This window comes from Oceanomicrobium pacificus (assembly GCF_009833495.1).
Lineage (GTDB): Bacteria > Pseudomonadota > Alphaproteobacteria > Rhodobacterales > Rhodobacteraceae > Oceanomicrobium > Oceanomicrobium pacificus.
In genome coordinates this window covers 250949-269734 of the sequence record NZ_WUWG01000003.1, presented here as the reverse complement: position 1 = coordinate 269734, position 18786 = coordinate 250949, and the positions used below count along the sequence as shown (strand labels likewise).

At 63.2% G+C, this 18786-nt stretch carries 19 protein-coding genes; 16 read left to right on the top strand and 3 right to left on the bottom strand.

The window, feature by feature from the left end; genetic code table 11:
* The 4 genes from GSH16_RS07780 to GSH16_RS07765 are packed head-to-tail and all read left to right on the top strand — an operon-like array spanning window position 1 to window position 3720.
* Window positions 1–630, top strand: coding sequence for a CoA transferase subunit B (locus tag GSH16_RS07780; RefSeq protein WP_160853737.1), 630 nt, complete (start codon window positions 1–3; stop codon window positions 628–630).
* 42 nt (window positions 631–672) lie between these two features.
* Window positions 673–1683 (top strand): lysylphosphatidylglycerol synthase transmembrane domain-containing protein, encoded by a 1011-nt coding sequence (locus GSH16_RS07775; RefSeq protein WP_328803201.1) that lies wholly within the window; start codon window positions 673–675, stop codon window positions 1681–1683.
* A gap of 28 nt (window positions 1684–1711) precedes the next feature.
* A complete protein-coding gene (locus GSH16_RS07770; protein ID WP_235913080.1) occupies window positions 1712–2986 on the top strand; it encodes an FAD-binding oxidoreductase in 1275 nt (424 codons plus the stop codon).
* Window positions 2983–3720, top strand: a complete 738-nt coding sequence (locus GSH16_RS07765) for an SDR family NAD(P)-dependent oxidoreductase (protein WP_160853733.1) — start codon at window positions 2983–2985, stop codon at window positions 3718–3720. Before GSH16_RS07770 ends, GSH16_RS07765 begins: the two co-directional genes overlap by 4 nt.
* Before the next feature lie 12 nt (window positions 3721–3732).
* On the opposite strand, the gene GSH16_RS07760 is transcribed toward GSH16_RS07765, so the two are convergent.
* Window positions 3733–5148, bottom strand: a complete 1416-nt coding sequence (locus tag GSH16_RS07760; protein WP_160853731.1) for a UbiA family prenyltransferase — start codon at window positions 5146–5148, stop codon at window positions 3733–3735.
* Complete coding sequence (locus tag GSH16_RS07755; RefSeq protein WP_160853729.1) at window positions 5145–6008, bottom strand: lytic transglycosylase domain-containing protein; 864 nt, start codon at window positions 6006–6008, stop codon at window positions 5145–5147. The genes GSH16_RS07760 and GSH16_RS07755 overlap by 4 nt, the downstream gene beginning before the upstream one ends.
* A gap of 412 nt (window positions 6009–6420) precedes the next feature.
* Here GSH16_RS07755 and GSH16_RS07750 point away from each other — a divergent pair, with 412 nt between their 5' ends.
* The 12 genes from GSH16_RS07750 to GSH16_RS07695 all read left to right on the top strand — a co-directional run bounded on the left by GSH16_RS07750 (window position 6421) and on the right by GSH16_RS07695 (window position 17190).
* Window positions 6421–6624: a Flp family type IVb pilin gene (locus tag GSH16_RS07750; RefSeq protein ID WP_160853727.1), complete on the top strand. Its 204-nt coding sequence runs from the start codon at window positions 6421–6423 to the stop codon at window positions 6622–6624.
* A 101-nt stretch (window positions 6625–6725) separates the two neighbouring features.
* Entirely contained in the window at window positions 6726–6926 is a 201-nt protein-coding gene (locus GSH16_RS07745) for a hypothetical protein (RefSeq protein ID WP_160853725.1), read from the top strand.
* 101 nt (window positions 6927–7027) lie between these two features.
* The gene (cpaB, locus tag GSH16_RS07740) at window positions 7028–7855 is read left to right on the top strand and encodes a Flp pilus assembly protein CpaB (protein ID WP_160853723.1); all 828 of its coding nucleotides are present in this window, start codon (window positions 7028–7030) and stop codon (window positions 7853–7855) included.
* A gap of 162 nt (window positions 7856–8017) precedes the next feature.
* Complete coding sequence (locus GSH16_RS07735) at window positions 8018–9436, top strand: type II and III secretion system protein family protein (protein WP_160853721.1); 1419 nt, start codon at window positions 8018–8020, stop codon at window positions 9434–9436.
* A 6-nt stretch (window positions 9437–9442) separates the two neighbouring features.
* A complete protein-coding gene (locus GSH16_RS07730; RefSeq protein ID WP_235913079.1) occupies window positions 9443–10072 on the top strand; it encodes an OmpA family protein in 630 nt (209 codons plus the stop codon).
* Between the two features lie 498 nt (window positions 10073–10570).
* Window positions 10571–11797, top strand: a complete 1227-nt coding sequence (locus tag GSH16_RS07725) for an AAA family ATPase (protein WP_160853719.1) — start codon at window positions 10571–10573, stop codon at window positions 11795–11797.
* 20 nt (window positions 11798–11817) lie between these two features.
* On the top strand, window positions 11818–13251 hold the full coding sequence (locus tag GSH16_RS07720) for a CpaF family protein (protein WP_160853717.1): 1434 nt from the start codon (window positions 11818–11820) through the stop codon (window positions 13249–13251).
* The gene (locus GSH16_RS07715) at window positions 13251–14213 is read left to right on the top strand and encodes a type II secretion system F family protein (protein ID WP_160853715.1); all 963 of its coding nucleotides are present in this window, start codon (window positions 13251–13253) and stop codon (window positions 14211–14213) included. The genes GSH16_RS07720 and GSH16_RS07715 overlap by 1 nt, the downstream gene beginning before the upstream one ends.
* Before the next feature lie 12 nt (window positions 14214–14225).
* Window positions 14226–15206 (top strand): type II secretion system F family protein, encoded by a 981-nt coding sequence (locus tag GSH16_RS07710; RefSeq protein ID WP_160853713.1) that lies wholly within the window; start codon window positions 14226–14228, stop codon window positions 15204–15206.
* Window positions 15203–15781 carry a tetratricopeptide repeat protein gene (locus tag GSH16_RS07705; RefSeq protein ID WP_328803200.1) on the top strand — a complete coding sequence of 193 codons (579 nt, stop codon included), beginning with the start codon at window positions 15203–15205 and terminating at the stop codon, window positions 15779–15781. The genes GSH16_RS07710 and GSH16_RS07705 overlap by 4 nt, the downstream gene beginning before the upstream one ends.
* 28 nt (window positions 15782–15809) lie before the next feature.
* Complete coding sequence (locus tag GSH16_RS07700; protein ID WP_160853711.1) at window positions 15810–16679, top strand: tetratricopeptide repeat protein; 870 nt, start codon at window positions 15810–15812, stop codon at window positions 16677–16679.
* Between the two features lie 10 nt (window positions 16680–16689).
* Window positions 16690–17190, top strand: coding sequence for an A24 family peptidase (locus GSH16_RS07695; RefSeq protein ID WP_160853709.1), 501 nt, complete (start codon window positions 16690–16692; stop codon window positions 17188–17190).
* Here the strand turns inward: GSH16_RS07695 and GSH16_RS07690 are convergent.
* Window positions 17183–18760, bottom strand: a complete 1578-nt coding sequence (locus GSH16_RS07690; RefSeq protein WP_160853707.1) for a hypothetical protein — start codon at window positions 18758–18760, stop codon at window positions 17183–17185. The genes GSH16_RS07695 and GSH16_RS07690 overlap by 8 nt on opposite strands.
* Between the last annotated feature and the right edge of the window lie 26 nt (window positions 18761–18786).

Here is an 18786-nt window from a genome sequence, read left to right as displayed (position 1 = left end):
ATGGCATGGGACCGCAACCAGATGGCCGCACGGGCCGCGCAGGAACTCGAAGACGGCATGTATGTCAATCTTGGCATCGGCATTCCGACACTCGTGTCCAACTATATCCCCGAGGGGATCGACGTCACGCTCCAGTCGGAGAACGGGATGCTCGGCATGGGGCCCTTCCCCACCGAAGCCGAGATCGACGCCGACCTGATCAACGCGGGCAAGCAGACCATCACCGAACTGGACCGGACGAGCTATTTCTCCTCCGCCGACAGTTTTTCGATGATCCGGGGCGGGCATATTGCCATGGCGATCCTCGGCGCGATGGAAGTGTCCGAGGAAGGCGATCTCGCCAACTGGATGATCCCCGGCAAGCTGGTGAAGGGCATGGGCGGCGCGATGGACCTCGTGGCCGGCGTGCGCCGCGTGGTGGTCATCATGGACCACACCAACAAGGCGGGTGAAACGAAGCTTCTCAAAGCCTGCACCCTGCCCCTGACCGGCCAGAAGGTCGTGCACCGGATCATCACCAATCTCGGCGTGTTCGACGTGGTCGAGGGCGGCCTGAAGGTGGTCGAGACGGCCCCTGATGTCACGATGGACGAGATCCGCGCCAAGACCGAGGCGGCGCTTGTCGACTGACATGCAGACAGCAGGCGCGCTCCGCACACGGGGCGCGCCGGCGTGACCGGCACCGCCGGCATGCACCCTGCGCGCCGGCGTATCTGGCAGCGGCGCGACCTTTGGATATCGCTCGGCCTGTTTGTGCTGTTCGTGCTGGGGCTGGCCGGATTGATATCGACCACCGGCGATGTGGACGTGATGGCGCTGCTCGGCACGGTCGACGGGCCGAAACTGGCGCTCCTGCTGGCGCTGTCGCTCGTCAATTACACGTTTCGCGGCCTGCGCTGGCACCTGTTTGCGACGCGGATGGGACTTGGCACATCGTTGATGCAGAACATGCGCCATTTCCTCGGCGGCTTCGCGCTGACCGTCACCCCCGCGCGGCTGGGCGAGCTGGTGCGGATGCGCTGGATCTACCGCGAGACCGGCGTGCCGCTCGCCGGCTCCGCTCCCATGGCCCTGATGGACCGGGCGAGCGACCTCGCGGGGAACGGCATCCTGCTGGCACTGGCGCTCGCCCTGTCGACAACGGGCATTGCCGGCGGCGGGATCGTGGCCGTGCTGGCGCTCGTCATGGCCTGGGTTTTCACCCGGCCGAACCTGCTCGCCACACTTACCGGATGGGCCTACCGCCTCATCGGGCGCGGCGCACGTTTCTTCGCCCGCCTGCGCCGCGCGGTGCGCGACCTGAGCCGTTTTTCCGACTGGCGCATCGCGCTGCCCGCCATGGCGCTGAGCGTCGCCGGCTGGTTCGCCGAAGGGGCTGCGTTCGGTCTGCTCCTGGGGTGGATGGGCAGCGATATCGGGCTCTGGACCGCGGTGGCGATCTTTGTCTTCTCGATGCTGACGGGCGGGGCCACAGGCGCACCGGGCGGGCTTGGCGGGGCCGAGGGCGCGATGATCGGACTGCTGCTCCTGCAGGGCATGCCCTTCGATCAGGCGGTCACCGCAACCGCGCTGATCCGGCTGGTCAGCCTTTGGTTTGCCATCCTCGTCGGTTTCGCGGTATTCCCGGTGGCAAACAGGCTGTCAAGAAAGGGCGCTTATGCTTTGGAAAACGGGGACCTTTGACGGTTGGGGGCGGTCAACGCCTGCCCAGATGGACGTCGCCCGCCCCGAGAAACTTGCCACGCTCGACGGTCTGATGGCGGACACGCCCGCTCCGGCGCAGGGCAATCTGCGCTCCTACGGGGATGCAGGGCTGAACAGCGACGGCAAGGCGATCCGGACCGTACGGCTCGACCGGCTGCGCAGCTTCGACGCTCAGAGCGGCGTGCTCGACGTGGAGGCCGGCGCGACCATCTCGCAGATCCTGTCCGTCTTTGCGCCGCAGGGCTTCATGCCGGCCGTGATGCCGGGCACCGGATTTGCCACGATCGGCGGCGCCATTGCCCATGATGTGCATGGCAAAAACCACCATAGTGCGGGCAGTTTCGCCGAACATGTCGAGAGCATCGACCTGATCGGCGCGGACGGCACCTGCCGCACCGTGTCCCGCCAGACCGAGGCCGGCACGTTCCACGCAACGCTGGGCGGTGCGGGCCAGACCGGCGTGATCCGCTCCGCAAAAATCCGCCTTGCTCCCTGCCCGTCGGGCACGATGCGCGTCACCGAACGCCGCGTCGACGGGCTGGAGCCATTCCTGACCCTGCTCGACGGGTCGCGCGCAAGTTTCACCGTCGGCTGGATCGACCTCGCCGCGACCGGGTCGGGTCTCGGGCGCGGCGTGCTGGAGGAAGCCGAGTTCGCCCCCGCGACCGCGGACGGGCACGACCGGTTGAAACCCGGCCGCACCGTGCCGTTCGACGCGCCGCGTTTCGCGCTGTCGCGGCCGATCGTGCGCACCTTCAATGCTTTCTATTTCCACCGCATCCGCGAGACCGGACAGGAGCGCGACCGCCCGCTGCAGGATTTCTTCTTCCCGCTCGACCGGCTGCATGACTGGAATCGGTTCTACGGCAAGACGGGCTTCCGGCAGTTCCAGTGCGTGCTGCCCGAGGAGAGCGCCGCAGGCACGCTCCAGACCATGCTGGAGGAGATCACCGCCAGCGGCCTCGCCTCGCCGCTCGCCGTGCTGAAGAAACTCGGCAAGGGCGCGGCCGGACCGCTCTCCTTCCCGATGCCGGGCTTCACGCTCGCGGTCGACATTCCGAACCGTGACGGCACGATGCCGCTCATGGACCGCTTGCACAGGCTGACTGCCGAAGCCGGCGGGCGGATCTACCTCGCCAAGGACAGTTGTCTCGACGCGGCGCTCCTGCCCGACATGTATCCCGACCTCGACCGGTTCCGCAAAACCGTGTCGCGGCTCGATCCGGACGGTTTGTTCGAGACCGACCTGTCGCGGCGGCTCAACCTCAGGGGGACGGCATGAACCAGAACTGGATCATTATCGGGGCCTCCTCGGCCATGGCGCGTGCCTTTGCACGCAAGGCGGCATCCGAAGGCGCACGGCTGCTCCTGACGGGCCGCGATATGGCGGACCTCGACGCCATGTCGGCCGATCTGCGCCTGCGCGGCGCGCCCTCGGCCGACACGCTCGCCTATGACAGCCGCAAGCGGGACACATTCGGGCCGATCGTCGACTGGGCCGCAGCGCAGGACGGCGCGGTCAACGTCGCCCTGTTTGCAAGTTCCATGCCCGAACAGGCCGACATCGACGCGGACCCTGATCTGGCCAATGGCTGCATCCAGGACGGGCTGTCTGGTCCGGCAGACCTGCTCCTGCAACTGGCACCGGTGATGGAAGCGCGCGAGGCGGGGCGGGTCATCGGCATCTCGTCGGTCGCGGGCGATCGCGGGCGGGTTGGCAATTATGTCTACGGCGCTACCAAGGCCGGGTTCACGACTTTCCTTGCAGGTTTCCGCAACCGCATGGGCCGCAAGGGTGTGCATGTGATGACGGTGAAGCCCGGTTTCGTGGACACGGCGATGACATGGGGGCTCGACGGGCTCTTTCTGGTGGCCGCGCCCGAGGACGTGGCCGAGAGGCTCTGGGCTGCCGTCCACAAGGGCCGGAACGTGATCTACGTGCCGGGCTTCTGGTTCCTGATCATGCTCATCATCCGGCACGTACCGGAGCCGATCTTCAAGAAACTCTCGATCTGACGGCACGGGCCGTCAGAAACTGGCGAGCACGAACCAGAAGAGCGAGACTGCGATCAGCGCGACCCCTTTCGGGTCGCGCAGCGCAAAGACGATCGGGTCATATTGTTGCAGCCCCTGCCGTCCGGTACGGATCATCCGCTCGAACCAGAGCGCGACAAAAGGCACGGCAAGCCACAGGACCCAGTGTCGGGTGTAGAGCGCCTGCGCCTGACCTGAATGAATGTAGAAGCCGAGCACGATCAGCGCCGCCACAGCGCCCACCACGGCCACATTCGTCAGATCCCCCATATCCGCGCGCCCGTAGCCGCGACCGGGCAGACGGTCATCGCTCTTGGCCTTGGCCAGTTCGGTTAGCCGCTTGACGCAGCCGAGCGCGAGGAAGGACGGGAAGATGAACCCGAGCAGCCAGCCTGTCACATCGACCGACACGATCTCGGCCCCTGCGAGCACGCGCAGCGAATAGAGCGTGGCCAGAACGGCAATATCGACCCAGCGCAACCGTTTCAGCTTCAGCGAATAGGCCAGCGACAGGCAGATATAGACGAGGAGCACCGCCAGGAAATGCAGATGCAGGCTGATTCCGAGCACAATGGCCATTGTCGCGAGCAGGACAGATGCCGCCGCCCCGATCCTTAGCGGCACAGCCCCGGCGGCGAAGGGCCGCTTGTGCTTTGTGGCGTGACGGCGGTCGGCCGACAGGTCGAGCAGGTCGTTGACGATATAGATGCTGGATGCACCGAGCGAAAAGGCGACGGCGCCGAGGAACACAAGAAGCCAGGCCGCCGGATCGCTGACATGGGCCGCGATCAGCGGCAGGAACATCAGGCTGTTCTTGATCCACTGGTGCGGGCGGATGCCGCGCACCATGTCCCGCAGCCGCCAATGGGGGGAGAGGATCTCGAAATCGATGCCCGCGCGGCGCAGACCGGCCTCGACGCGGGCCCGTGGCGCGGTCAGATAGGCGCGTCGGGCGACGGCCCAGACCGGCAGATCGGCCATCGAGTCGCCGACATAATCGAACCCGTTCTCGCCATAGGCATCGACAAGCGCGGCCGCTTTGCGCCCCGCGGTCAGGTTCGTGCCATCAACGGTGCCCATGACGCGGTCGACGCCGCCGATCCGGTCAGCGAGGGCTTGCACCAGCGGCTCCGCGCCGCCCGAGGCGAGCACGATAGGCCGCCCCTCGGACTTGGCCTCCTCGATCAGGCCGAGCACAGCCTCGTTGAGCGGCAGGAGGTCCGAATCAAGCCCGGCCTGATCGGCCAAACCGAGTTTCAGAGCCGGACGGTTCGACAGGTGTTTTGCGGTGAAGGATGCTGCTGCGACGGGCGCGCGGCCCATGGCGGCCAGAAAGCTTTCCTGCAGCAGGTCGGTGCGCAGGAGCGTGCCGTCCACATCGACGACGAGCGGGCACGTGGCGCCGCTCATTCGCTCAGGGCCGCCTGTCGCATGAAGACGCAGCCGTCATCGGCATAAATGGGCGGGGTCATGCACAGCGTGCGCGCCACGCGCCACGCCGCCACGACCTTCGGCACATAGTCTCGGGTCTCCGCATAGGGCGGGATGCCCTCATAGGCCTTCACGGCCCCTTCGCCGGCATTGTAGCCGGCCAGCGCCAGAAGCGGGTCTCGGCCGAACTCGGCCAGCAGCCAGTCGAGATAGGCCGTGCCGCCGCGGATGTTCTGCGCCGGATCGGTGCGGTCGCTGACCCCGAACCGTTTCGCCGTCGCGGGCATGAGCTGCATCAGTCCGACAGCGCCCGCATGGCTCTTGGCCTCCGGACGGCCGGCCGATTCCACGCCGATGACGGCCAGCACCAGCGCCGGGGACACTTTCGTGCCGATGGTCGATTTGATGATCTCGGGTCCGAATTTGACCGCCAGCCGCTCCATCCGGCGCCGCGCCGCGTCGAAATTCTGCGCGCCGTCACTGGCGCCGACGAAATCGGCCGCTTCCGCCAAGCGGCGGTCGTCGGCGGCTGCGATGGCGGGCGAGAAGGCTTCCCAAAATGCGCTGCCGGGCTTGGCCACGGCCGTGGGCGGCGGGGCACGGTCCGGCACGGGAATATTGGCGTCTGGCTGGGGCATCGGCAACATCACGCGCGGATCGATCGCCGGCTGTTCCGCCGGCGTCGGGTCCACCTGGATGTTGATCCGCTTGCCTGTCGCGCCACCGGGCGGCTTGATCCGCTTGAAGGTGAAGCTGCTTTCCGCGCCGGCCCCGCTGGCCAGCACGACCGAGAGTGCCAGCCCGAAGACCAGGCCGGACCTGATTCCCGTGATTGCCATGTGCTGCTCTTTTTTATCTGCCTCGGGCTCGATTCTACGGCACATCCCGAATCCCGCAATCATTTCCGCTCTCTAGCCGCCGCAATCGTGGCCAAATGACCACAGAAACGACAGCTGGGGATCGGGATTACCGGAGTTAAGTCGCCTCGCAATCAGTGCAAGCCACTGATTTTAAACGGATTAATTTTCGGTTCACCAAATTTTCTGCATTTTCCAAACCCTTGTCCAATTTCTGCCCGATTTCGGGAGTGTATTGAGGGCGTTCGGTCAAGACTGATCGACATGAATGGTAGGAGCCAGGGCCGGCTCAAAGGCACAGCCCCTTCGGTCCCCGGCTTCCATCTGGCGTAACGCCCCATGTTGGGGTCTTGAAACTGCAATTGACTGCTCAAAATCCTTGGAGGGATACACAATGAAACTGTTCGACCTGAAAAAATTCATCGCTGACGAATCCGGTGCCGTGACTGTTGACTGGGTTGTTCTGACCGCTGCCATCGTGGGCATCGCGATCGCCGTTCTGACCGTTGTCTCCGGCGGCATCAACACCGCGTCCAACGCAATCTCCGACGAACTCGAGTCGGCGAACACGTCCACCTACGGCATCACGAGCAACTAATCGCTCGGATCAAGGTTTGAGGGGGCGGACGGGCAAACCGTCGGCCCCCTTTTTGTTATCGCGTAGGCTCCACACACACTGATTTGCGAAAGAGGTTCCCCATGTCCAAACATTTCGCTGCATTCCTGGATGACACATCCGGAGCGGTTACCGTCGACTGGGTTGTACTTACCGCCGCACTGGTCGGCATCGCCATTCCGGTCATCGTCATCGTGTCCGAGGGGATCAACGTCCAGGCCAACAACGCTGACGACACCGTTTCGACAGCCCACTCGCTGAAAGCTCTCGTGACGAGCGATTAAGTCACAGTTGCCGGGAAGTTAAGAAACCGGCAGGGATTTCCCGTTGCGCAGGTCCGGCAAGCTTGTAGAAATGGCCGGACGGTAAAGGCAAGGAATTCTCAATGCGCGGCATTTTCATTCTCGTACTGCTCGCCGGCCTCGGATTGGCCGGTTTCGCTGTTTATATGGTGATGCAACAGTTCGAGGATTACGAGATCCGCATGGCTGCCCTGCAGGCCAACGCGACCCCGGCCATTGAGCTCACGACAGTCGTCGTTGCCGAAAAGCCCCTGCCCTTCGGCAAGGCGCTCGACCGCGAAGATGCAGTGGAGATCGAGTGGCCAGCGGAGTATGTGCCCGAAGGCGCTTTCACCTCGCTCGATGATCTGTTCGGTCCCGAAGGCACCGATCCGCGCGCGATCCTGCGCCAGATGGAACGGCACGAACCGATCCTGATCTCCAAGGTCACGAAATTCGGCCAGGATGCCGGCCTGCGGGCCCGCCTGTCCAAAGGCATGCGCGCTTTCACGCTGCGCGTCGATGTGGCCACGGGTGTGTCCGGTTTCATCCAGCCGGGCGACCGGATCGACATTTACTGGACCGGCCGCCAGTCGGACAAGACCATCACCAAGCTGCTGCTTGAAGATGTTGAAATCATCGCCGTTGACCAGATCTCCGACCAGGACCTGTCGCGCCCGATCGTGGCTCGTACGGTGACTGTCGAGGTCTCGCCGCGCCGCGTTGCAGAATTGGCACAGGCTCAGGGCTCCGGCCGATTGTCCCTGTCGCTGCGCGGCCTCTCGGACTCCGAGGAAGTGGGCGAGGTCGAGGTCGACCAGAAGGATATTACCGGGGAAATTGAACGGGTTGTGGTCGAAGAAAAGCGCTGCTTCCTGACCGTTGTCCGGGCCGGAAAACGCGAGCAAATCCCGACCCCCTGCCAGGAGTGATCAGACGCAATGGTTGCGAATTGGCCACGCGTTTAGGTCAATTCCGTCCGGTAACGTATTGATTCTTGTTTTTAATCAGACCCTGCAACAGTCTTGAGCCACGGAAGCTGCCAGGAATAGGCGGCCCTATAAAAGAAACGTGGTTTTGAGAGGCAGGATCACATGACATTGAAAAACCTGATGTGCGGGGGGCTCATCGGCCTCGCGCTGACTGGTTCCTTTGCCGTGCAAGCGCAGGCACAGGACGCCAGTGTACTTAAAATTCTGAACGGATCGAGTTCCGGCGCCATCTCGGTGGCTGTCAACCGGGCCATCGTGATGGAAAGCGACCGCGTCTTCGCGGAGCTGTCGGTCGCGAACCCCGGCATCGCGGACATCGCGACGCTGTCGGACCGCACGATCTACGTGCTCGGCAAGGCACCCGGTCGCACGACGCTGACATTGCTCGGACCGGACGGAAACCTGATTTCCAACGTCGATGTGCGGGTTGCGCCCGATATCGCCGAATTCAAGGAGCGTCTCTCGGAGATCCTTCCCAAGGAGCCGATCGAGATCCGCACCGCCAATGACGGGATCGTCCTGTCGGGCCGTGTTTCCTCCTCGCGCAAGGTATCCCGCGCGCTGGAACTGGCCGAACGCTACGCGCCGGGCCGTGTCACCAACCTGATGATGGTCGGCGGCGCCCAGCAGGTGCTCCTGAAGGTGCGGTTCGCAGAAATGCAGCGCGCCGTATCCAAGAGCCTCAGCTCCAGCGTCGGCATCGCCGGTCTTCTGGGCGAAACACTCCCGGCCATCACCGATGCCGGTCAGGCCGTCTCCTCCCCCGGTGGCGGTGTCTACAACTTCAACGGCAACATCCTTCAGGAAACCGTCAATGGCGGTGGCGCGATCGGCTTCTCCTTCGGGGTGGGCGGTCTGGCCGTCGACCTGCTGATCCAGGCGCTTGAAGGCAAGGGTATGGTCCGCACGCTGGCGGAACCGAACCTCGTCGCCATCTCCGGCGAGACCGCCGAGTTCCTCGCGGGTGGTGAATATCCCATCCCGGTGGACAATGGTGATCGCGGAATTACCATTGAATACAAGCCCTTCGGCGTCATGCTCGGCTTCACGCCGACGGTCATCGATGGCGACCTGATCAACCTCGACATCGGCGCGGAAGTATCGGCGCTCGACACGTCCACTTCCGTGATCGCGGGTGAGGATGACGTCTTCGCCTTCACCACACGGCGGGCCAACACCACGGTCGAGATGCGCGACGGGCAGAGCTTCGCCATCGCGGGTCTTCTGCAGGACGATTTCGTCGATCAGGCCAACCAGGTTCCGTGGATCGGTGACGTTCCGATCCTGGGCACGCTCTTCCGCAGCGCCGAATTCACGCGCCGCCAGAGCGAACTGGTGATCATCGTGACCCCGCATCTCGTTGTGCCGACCGACGGCCAGGCGCTGAGCCTGCCGACCGATCGGATGCGTATTCCCAGTGAGGCCGCCCTGTTCCTGAACGGCCAAATCGAAGGCTCTGGTCCTGCGCAGACTGTCGCGCAGCAGAATTTCCAGGGCGCATACGGCTACGTTTTGGAGTAAGGATCCATGAACACGATCGCACTGAAATCCGCAGCCGCCGTCCTGGCACTGGCCGTCGCCGGCTGCACCACCGAAGCGGGCGACAGCGCCTTCAAGAACGAGGGCGCGTTCGGAAACTCCGTGACGCAGAACGAGCTGATCCAGCAGGCCTACGGGGTTGACCCCGCAGCGCTCCACTCGATCAACGCGCAGTTCCGGGCCGCGGCACCGCATATGATCAACTTCGACTTCAACAGCTCGGCGCTTGGTCCCGACGCCCGCGCGGCGCTCGACAAGCAGGCCGCCTGGCTGCGGGCCAATGGCGCGGTCCGGATCCGGATCTACGGCCACACCGATGCCGTCGGTTCCCCGGGCTACAACCAGGCGCTCGGCCAGCGGCGCGCCCAGTCGGCGGTCAACTATCTGGTGGCACGTGGCGTCAGCCGCAGCCGGATGGACGCTGTCGCCTCCTTCGGCGAGACCCGCCCGCTGATCAACACGCCCAACCGCGAGCGGCTCAACCGCCGCACGGTGACCGAGATCTCGGGCTTCGTCCGCGGCCGCGGTGCGGATTTCGACGGCAAGGTCGCGAACCGCATCTACAACGACTATGCCGCCGGCACGACCGCCGAGGTCAATGTCGAGGGCATCGAGTAAGAACAGGTCCGGCCTTCGGGCCGGTTCGGGCGGCTGTGGTGCCTCCTGGAAGCGTGACGAGTGATCGATTTCCAGCCGCAGCCCGCCCTATAGCATCAGGTAACCATTTTTGGGGATCGCGCCGCGATCCCCTTTTTTACGTCCGTCGCCAGGGGGTTCGCCGCGTCCCTGCCCGCCCGCCGCGCCTTCAGGGACCGATCACGCGTGGTGACCTGTCGGCAACAGGATCAAATTTCGGGAATTTGCCGGATTCTTCCGTTTCCTCTTTGTTTCTATATTGCTAGCTTGGAAGGAAGCGTAAGTTGTCGCGTACATTCGGTCCATCTCTCCAGAGCCGCGTTGTGGCTCCGTCGAAACACTCGACGCGAATGGCGCTTCCCGGCGCCGCCAGCGGAGCGGGTGCCTTACTTTCGACAAATTGGAGCGGTGTACTGCCCGGATTGCGCGCTGGTGTAAGTGTTTCCGTAGTATTCTGACTGTTTAAAGTAGGTAGCTCGCATGGCTCTGCTTCTGAAAGCAAAAAACAAAGCGGTTGAAGCCTATGCGGTCATGCGTGACATGACCGAATTCAACCAGTTGGTCGAAGAACTCGACAATGAGTTCAATGACAGCTGGCAGCCGCTCGACTTCGACAGTGGTCTGGCTGTTCTCGATGAGGGCAAGTCCGAGGTGCTCGAATTTGCCGTGGTCGGTGTCTCCGCCGCGGACGAACAGAATCTCAACATCGTCACGGAATATATCCTGAAGGCCAAGCGCATCGGCCTGCCCGTGGTGCTTGTCGTCAAGGACGTGAACCCCGCTGCCCTGCACCAGCTGATGCGGCTCGGCGCGGATGATTTCATCCCCTACCCGATCCCCGACGGTGCGCTGCGCGACAGTTTCGTCAACCTGCGCGACCGCAAGGTCAACAATGCCGAGCCCGAGGAAAAGCGCAAGAAGCGCCGCCACGGGTTCGTGCTGCCGGTCTATGGTGTGGCCGGGGGCGTTGGTGCCTCCACATTCGCCGTGAACCTGGCCTGGGAACTGGCCACCGCGTCGCGCAAAAGCGACAAGCGCGTGGCGCTGCTTGATTTCAACTTCCAGTTCGGCTCGGTCGCGACCTATCTCGACCTGCCCCGGCGGGAAGCCATCTACGAGCTGATTTCCGATCCGGCCTCGATGGACCATGACGCACTGGCGCAGGCCCTGACCTCGTTCAAGTCGCGCCTTGCGGTGCTGACCTCGCCGATGGATGCGTTGCCGCTCGACATTATCGCGCCTGAGGATGTGCAGAAGCTGATCGATATTGCGCGCGACAGCTATGATTTCATCATCATCGACATGCCGCAGGCGCTCGTCCACTGGTCGGACAATGTGCTGAAGGCGGCGGAGACCTATTTCACCGTGCTGGAGATCGACATGCGCTCGGCGCAGAACACGCTGCGGTTCCTGCGCGCGCTGAAGGCCGAGGAACTGCCCTTCGAAAAGGTGCAATTCATCCTCAACCGTGCGCCCGGCTTCACCGACATGTCCGGCAAGGCCCGGGTGAAACGACTGGGCGAGAGCCTTGGCGTGTCGCTCGACGTGCTCCTGCCCGATGGCGGCAAGCCGGTGGCGCAGGCCTGTGACCAGGGCCTGCCGCTCTCGGAGGTGGCCGCAAAGAACCCCCTGCGCAAGGAAGTGCGCAAGATTGCCGAAGCCCTGCTGGAGCAGGTCGAGGCGGACAAGGCCGCTGTCGCGACCTGAAGATGAAATGAGGACTGCCCATGTTCCGACGCTACAAAAAGGATGAAGTCGTCCCCGCCGCGCCGTCCATCGATGTCGAGGCTGCGGAGAAGACACGCGCGTTGATGAAGCGCGGCGTCGAGGCACAGGAAGATCCGGCGCTGGTGGCCGAGCGCGAGCGTGAGGAAAAGCGCCGCGAGCGGATCCTCGAAGTGCGCATGTCGGTTCACAAGAAACTTCTGGAAACGCTGAACCTCGCCGCAATCGAGAAAGCCGACGAGAATGACCTGAAGCGCGAGATCAACACGATCGCGCGCGAAACGCTGCGCGATCTGGGCGTTGTGCTCAACAATGCCGAAGTGGACCTGCTCAACCAGGACCTGATCTACGAGGTCACCGGCCTCGGCCCGCTGGAACCGCTCCTGCGCGACGATACGGTCAACGATATTCTGGTGAACGGCTCGCAGCAGGTCTTCGTGGAACGCGACGGCAAGCTGCAGCTCACCAATGTGAAATTCAAGGATGAGCGCCACCTGCTGCGGATCATCGACAAGATCGTCTCCGCCGTGGGCCGCCGCGTCGATGAAAGCCACCCCTATGTCGATGCCCGTCTGCAGGACGGCTCGCGTTTCAACGCGATGGTGCCGCCCTGTGCGGTCGACGGCTCGCTCGTCTCCATCCGTAAATTCAAGAAGGAAAAGCTGAAGGTCGATGACCTGATCACCTTCGGCGCTTTCACCGAAGGCATGGCCGCCTATCTGCAGGCCGCCGTGTCGACCCGGCTCAACATCATCGTCTCGGGCGGGACCGGTTCGGGTAAGACGACCACGCTCAACGCCCTGTCGAGTTTCATCGACAATGCCGAGCGTATCGTGACGATCGAGGATACGGCCGAACTCCAGCTCCAGCAGACCCATATCGGCCGGATGGAAAGCCGCCCGCCCAACGTCGAGGGCAAGGGCGAGGTCAGCCAGCGTGACCTGCTTCGCAACGCGCTGCGTATGCGTCCAGACCGCATCATCGTCGGTGAGACGCGCGGCGAGGAAGTCATCGACATGCTGCAGGCCATGAACACCGGCCATGACGGGTCGATGACCACGATCCACGCCAACTCGGCCCGCGACGCCGTATCCCGACTGGAGAACATGATCGCGATGACCGGGGTGGAGATGCCGATCAAGGCATCGCGCGCTCAGATCGCGTCGGCTGTGAACCTGATCGTGCAGGTCAGCCGCCTGCAGGACGGCTCGCGCCGCATGGTCTCGATCACCGAGGTGACCGGCATGGAGGGTGAGATCATCTCCATGCAGGAAATCTTCAAATTCCAACGCGAAGGCCTGACCGAAGAGGGCAAGATCCTCGGGCGGTTCGTCCCCACCGGCCTCCGCTCGCATTATTCCGAACGGTTCAAGCAGTGGGGCTTCGAGCTGCCCACCTCGCTCTACACCGTTCAGGCGCATGGGGGACAGCAATAATGAGCTTCGAGCCACTCATCTATGCCCTGATCTTCGTGGCCGTCCTCTTCATGGTCGAAGGGGTCTACCTTCTGATCTTCGGCAAGTCGGTCCGGCTGCAATCGCGGGTCAACCGCCGGCTGGCACTGCTGGAACAGGGCGAAGACCCCGAAGAGGTGCTGGAGACGCTCCGCCGCGAGCGCGAGCAGCATCGCGAAAGTCGGTCCCTGCCCGTCCTGTCGGTTCTGGCCGAAAAGGCCGCACAGGCCAATATCGCCTTCTCGCCCACGGGCCTGTTGATCATGATGGTGCTGGTCGGCGTGGTCAGCTTCATCGGGCTGACGCTCTTCACCTCCGCCGGCATGGCGATCCGCATCGGCGTCTCCGTGGTGATGGGGTATTTCGCGATCTTCACATGGCTCAACAACAAGGCCAAGAAACGCATGGGCCTGTTCGAGGAACAGCTGCCCGACGCTGTGGAACTGATGGTCCGCTCGCTGCGCGTCGGCCATCCGGTATCCTCGGCGATCAACATCGTGGCCCAGGAAATGCCCGACCCGCTCGGGACCGAATTCGGCATCATCGCGGATGAGAGCACCTACGGCATGAGCGTCATGGAATCGCTCGACAAGATGGCCCAGCGGATTGATGTGCAGGACGTGAAATTCCTGTCCGTGGCCGTGTCGATCCAGAGCCAGTCGGGTGGTAACCTTGCCGAAATTCTCGACGGTCTGGCCAAGGTGATCCGCGCGCGCTTCAAGCTCTTCCGCCGGGTGCAGGCGATCACCGCCGAAGCGCGTTGGTCCGGCTGGTTTCTGTCGGTCTTTCCGATTGCCGCGCTGATCCTTATCAACGTGATGCAGCCGGGCTATTATGACGATGTGCAGGGCAGCCCCTTCTTCGTGCCCGCCGCCGTTGTCGTTGCCATCTTCCTTGTCGTGAACATCATCTTCATGAAGATGATGGTCGACATCAAAGTCTAGCCGGGGGCCACCATGTTCAGCCAGGGCTGGGAATTCATCATCGCCGCGTTCGGTCCCATGGGGCCGTTCATGGTGCTGGGTGTGCTGGGGGCCGTGCTCGTGCTCCTGTCGCTGCCGATCCTCTTCAAAAAGGAACCCGATCCGCTCGACCGGCTTGACGGTTTGGCCGGCGGCAAGGTCACCCGGCAGAATGTGCAGGAAAGCCCGGTCCGCCTGCGGTTCGACAGCGGCAAGAGCAGCCTCGACAAGTTCGCCCCCTATCTGGAACCGCAGGACCAGAAGGAATTTTCCGACACGCGGATGAAGATGATTCAGGCGGGCTACCGGACACGTTCGGCAGTCACCACGTTCAACTTCATCCGTCTGGTGCTCGGTCTCAGCCTTCTGATGCTGGGCCTTATCTCGGTCTTCCTGCGCTCTGACGAACCCGGTCTGGCCTCGGTCATCATCTCGGTGCTCGTGCCTGGCGCCATCGGCTATTTCGCGCCCAACTATTGGGTGGAGCGCCGCCGCCAGCAGCGCCAGGAGGATGTGACCAACGGCTTCCCCGACGCGCTCGACCTGATGCTCGTCTGCGTCGAGGCCGGCCAGTCTCTCGATCAGGCGATCCTGCGCGTGAGCCAGGAAATCCGCGGCGGCTATCCGACACTGGCCGAGGAGTTCGAAATCGTCAGCCACGAGATGCGCGCCGGTAAGGACCGTGTCACCGTGCTGCGCGACATGGGCGAACGCTGCGGCGTGGCCGATATCAGCGCCTTCGTCACCGTGCTCGTACAGTCCGCAACCTTCGGGACCTCGATTGCCGACGCGCTGCGCGTCTACGCGTCCGAGATGCGCGACAAACGCGTGATGCGGGCGGAGGAAAAGGCCAACAAGCTGCCGACGAAACTGACGCTCGGCACCATGATGTTCACCGTTCCGCCGCTGCTCATCATCCTTGTGGGACCGTCGATGTACGACATCTATGTCAACCTTCTGGGCGGTGGCCAGTGACGGCGCGCCGCATCGGCCCGCCCCTCCTCCTGACCGCCTGTCTCCTTGCCCTGCCCGCCTGTGAGGACACGAACAGGCTGAGCCCGATCACCTCCGGCCCGAACGCGCCGACCGGCGTCGCGCGCGGCCAGTCGGTCGATCCACTCATTGTTGGCCACCGGCTGATGGAGGCGCAGGAATATGAACTTGCGCTGCAGGCCTATACCCGCGCGATCCCCGAACACGGGCTCAACAGCGAGGTTCTGAGTTCGATCGGCACCGCGAACCTGAAACTGGGCCGGGCCTCGCAGGCCAGCCACTATCTGCGCAAGGCGCTCGATCAGGACGACACGTTCGTGCCGGCCTGGAACAATCTGGGCATCGCGCTGAGTGCGCTTGGCGAATATTACGAGGCGCGCGAAGCCTTCCGCGTGGCCTTCGCGCTCGACAATGGCGCGACCGAGGATATCCGTCAGAACCTGATCCGCGCCGAGGACAATATTGCCGCACTCTCGCGCGACGAGGAGATCGATTCCGATTTCATGCTGGTCCGGCAGGGCAATGGGCGCTACCTTTTGGTGAGCGCCGACGAATAAGCGGCGACAAAAAACGAGGAAGCAGAACATGCAGGCACATCGGTTCGGTCCGGCCTTCACCGGTCTGGTCGGTGCACTGATTCTCGCAGGCTGCACCGGCGAGATCACCGACGAGAAGAAAGCGGAACTGATCGAAGAGGGCGAGTTCGAGGATCTGGCCCCATCGCTCAACGAAATCTATCTCAGTTCCGCCGATCCAAACGAGGCCGTCATCTATTTCAAGGCGGCGCTGGAAAAGAATCCGGGCAACCTGGAATTCACCCGCGGTTATGCAAAATCGCTGTCCCGCGCGCGGCGCGATGACGAGGCGACTGTCGTCTACAAACAGCTCCTGAGTTCCGGCAAGGCCAACAATGATGACCGTCTGGCCTATGCGGAGGCGCTGATCCGCAAGGGCGACTGGGACACGGCCAAGGCGACGCTCGACTCCATCCCGCCGACTTACGAGACCTATGACCGCTACCGGCTGGAAGCCATCATGGCCGACCGGAACCGCGACTGGAAGAAGGCCGACAGTTTCTACGAGATCGCGCGCGGGCTGACGACGCGGCCTGCGAACATCCTCAACAACTGGGGGATCTCGAACCTCAGCCGCGGCAACTATCCGCGCGCCGAGCAGCTGTTCCTCGAGTCGATTACCTATGACGACAAGCTCTTCAATCCGAAGAACAACCTCGCCATCGCGCGCGGGCAGCAGGGCAATTACCGCCTGCCGTCGGTGCGGCTGACAGAGACCGAGGAAGCGATCCTTCTGAACAATCTGGGGCAGCTGGCGGAGCAGAATGGCGACCGACAGGAGGCGCTCGGCCTCTATGAGGAGGCGATCGACCGCCATCCGCAATTCTTCGAGGAAGCGCAGAACAACCTCAACCGCCTACGTGGCGAGATGAGCGGCTGAGGAGAGGCACATGGCACTCGACATCCTCCAGCCCTATGCGGCGCTGATCTTCTTCCTCGCCGCCCTGCCCTTCTGCCTCTGGGCGGCCTATTCCGACCTGTCGGTGATGAAGATCCCGAACCGGCTCTGCCTGTGGATGTTCGTGGCTTTCTGCGTCTGCGCGATCCTGATCCTGCCCTGGGGCGCGTTCGGCGTGCGGCTCATCGCGGCCGCCGTGGCGCTGGTGATCGGTTTCCTGCTCAACATGGGCGGGCTGGTTGGCGGCGGCGACGCGAAATTCGTCACCGCCATGATCCCGTTTGTGGCGCCCGGCGACTACGGCCCGTTCCTGCTGATGGCCTGTGTCACGACACTAGCGGCAGTATTCACCCACCGGATGTTCGTGCGCACGCTGACCACCGGCCATGTGGCGGAAAACTGGAAATCCTGGTCGGAGAAGAAATATTTCCCGATGGGCCTCGCCCTGGCCGGGTCACTCATCTTCTACCAACTCTGGGTTCTGCTCACCTGACGCGACGGTAGAGCCGGAACAGATCGTCCTGATGGATCTGTTCCCAGTCGGTTGATACGCTTTCAACGGCCTGCAATACGTAGCGGGCCTGATCCGGCCGATCAGGACAAGTGTGCACGACGAGCCAGTCTGCCGCCGCGAACCCATCTGTGCCGAGATAGTACCAGGGCGCCAGATCATCCGGCTGCCTGAACCCATAAGCCCAGTAGAGGTTGATCCCCTCGCCGGAGATCAGCCGGTCGTCCTTTTCGACCCCGAGTCCGGGCAATTGGGCCGCGATCGTCTCATACTGGCCAAACAGACCGGCGCGCCGGAAGCAGACCGAGACGGTTTCGCCGAGGAACGTGACGTCGAGACCCTCATAATCGTAACCTGCGCCACCGAACGGCTCTTCCTGCTTGTAGACGATGTTCTGGTTCTTTTTGCCAGCCTCGACGCGAACGGACTCGAACGGTCCGGTTTCCAGCGCAGCGCGATGAGCTGCATCATTGATCGCAACAGCGTTGGCAATCGATCCAAGATAGTTGATCTGCGCCGGCAGGGACAAAGCCACCACACCGACGCCGAGCGTGCGGATCCGCGAGCGCGACGGGAAAGCGGCAATCAGGACGAGGCCAACGGCAAGCGCCCAGATCGGATCATGTCCCCAGGACTGATACTGGATGAAGGCCAGACCCGGCAACAGGACGAGAAGCATCACGCCGATATGCAGGTAGGCCTCACGCTGTCTGGTTGCCACGATTGCCAACAGGACGAGACCGAAAACCGGTAGCGCCATGGGCTCGACCAGCATGCCGAAGATGCCGCCATTGGCCCGTTTCAGCGTATCCACCCCCACCATGTCAAAAACGTCACCCACATAGGCGATCCAATAGTCAAAGCCGCCCAGCAACAGCGTCAGGCCCAGAAAGACGGACCCGGAGACGGCAAGAAACAACCAGGCACGTTCTCGGATGACCCAGAGCAAAACCGCAGGCGCGAGCCCCACGAAGAACGTCGCTTTCAACATGGCCAGCGCGCACATGAGAAGTGCGGCGACGGTTGCATCCCATCCGTTGGCGGCATGCTCGCCCTCAAGCCGTCGGTTGGGAAGGAGGAGCAGGAGCAGGAGCGCCGACGCCCAGCACCAGCCCCACCGGTTGTAGAAATTCGATATGGACGGACCGGAGACGAGACCGGACGGTACGAGCGCAAGCGGCATCGCCGTGCAGAGCAGAACGAACGTGATCCGCGGGATGCCTTTCAGGCGCGTCAGGCCGACATAGAGGATGACCGGTGCGGACAGGGCGGCAACCAGAATCTGCCCGCCCTGAAGCATCGGACCGACAGAATCCGTGACCGTCTGCAACGCAAGAAAAGGCCAAAAGGACAGTGCCCCCAGCGGGGTCATGAAGTCGACATGGGGCCGCAAGCCGGCCGCCATTCTATTCACGATATCAACAACATGGAACAGATCGATTTCATGAGTGTCGATATAGAGATTGCCCGTATGCAATGTCGCCAGACCGGCCAGTGCAATCAGGGATGCCTGCAGGATCGCCAATACCAGCGGCGAGGATACTCGTTGCATGAAAGCCTCACATCGGATCAGTTCGG

Coding starts and splice junctions, on each gene's coding strand:
- GSH16_RS07780 (WP_160853737.1), top strand. CDS start 1: ATGGCATGGGACCGCAACCAGATGGCCGCACGGGCCGCGCAGGAACTC.
- GSH16_RS07770 (WP_235913080.1), top strand. CDS start 1,712: ATGGACGTCGCCCGCCCCGAGAAACTTGCCACGCTCGACGGTCTGATG.
- GSH16_RS07765 (WP_160853733.1), top strand. CDS start 2,983: ATGAACCAGAACTGGATCATTATCGGGGCCTCCTCGGCCATGGCGCGT.
- GSH16_RS07760 (WP_160853731.1), bottom strand. CDS start 5,148: ATGAGCGGCGCCACGTGCCCGCTCGTCGTCGATGTGGACGGCACGCTC.
- GSH16_RS07755 (WP_160853729.1), bottom strand. CDS start 6,008: ATGGCAATCACGGGAATCAGGTCCGGCCTGGTCTTCGGGCTGGCACTC.
- GSH16_RS07750 (WP_160853727.1), top strand. CDS start 6,421: ATGAAACTGTTCGACCTGAAAAAATTCATCGCTGACGAATCCGGTGCC.
- GSH16_RS07745 (WP_160853725.1), top strand. CDS start 6,726: ATGTCCAAACATTTCGCTGCATTCCTGGATGACACATCCGGAGCGGTT.
- cpaB (WP_160853723.1), top strand. CDS start 7,028: ATGCGCGGCATTTTCATTCTCGTACTGCTCGCCGGCCTCGGATTGGCC.
- GSH16_RS07735 (WP_160853721.1), top strand. CDS start 8,018: ATGACATTGAAAAACCTGATGTGCGGGGGGCTCATCGGCCTCGCGCTG.
- GSH16_RS07730 (WP_235913079.1), top strand. CDS start 9,443: ATGAACACGATCGCACTGAAATCCGCAGCCGCCGTCCTGGCACTGGCC.
- GSH16_RS07725 (WP_160853719.1), top strand. CDS start 10,571: ATGGCTCTGCTTCTGAAAGCAAAAAACAAAGCGGTTGAAGCCTATGCG.
- GSH16_RS07720 (WP_160853717.1), top strand. CDS start 11,818: ATGTTCCGACGCTACAAAAAGGATGAAGTCGTCCCCGCCGCGCCGTCC.
- GSH16_RS07715 (WP_160853715.1), top strand. CDS start 13,251: ATGAGCTTCGAGCCACTCATCTATGCCCTGATCTTCGTGGCCGTCCTC.
- GSH16_RS07710 (WP_160853713.1), top strand. CDS start 14,226: ATGTTCAGCCAGGGCTGGGAATTCATCATCGCCGCGTTCGGTCCCATG.
- GSH16_RS07700 (WP_160853711.1), top strand. CDS start 15,810: ATGCAGGCACATCGGTTCGGTCCGGCCTTCACCGGTCTGGTCGGTGCA.
- GSH16_RS07695 (WP_160853709.1), top strand. CDS start 16,690: ATGGCACTCGACATCCTCCAGCCCTATGCGGCGCTGATCTTCTTCCTC.
- GSH16_RS07690 (WP_160853707.1), bottom strand. CDS start 18,760: ATGCAACGAGTATCCTCGCCGCTGGTATTGGCGATCCTGCAGGCATCC.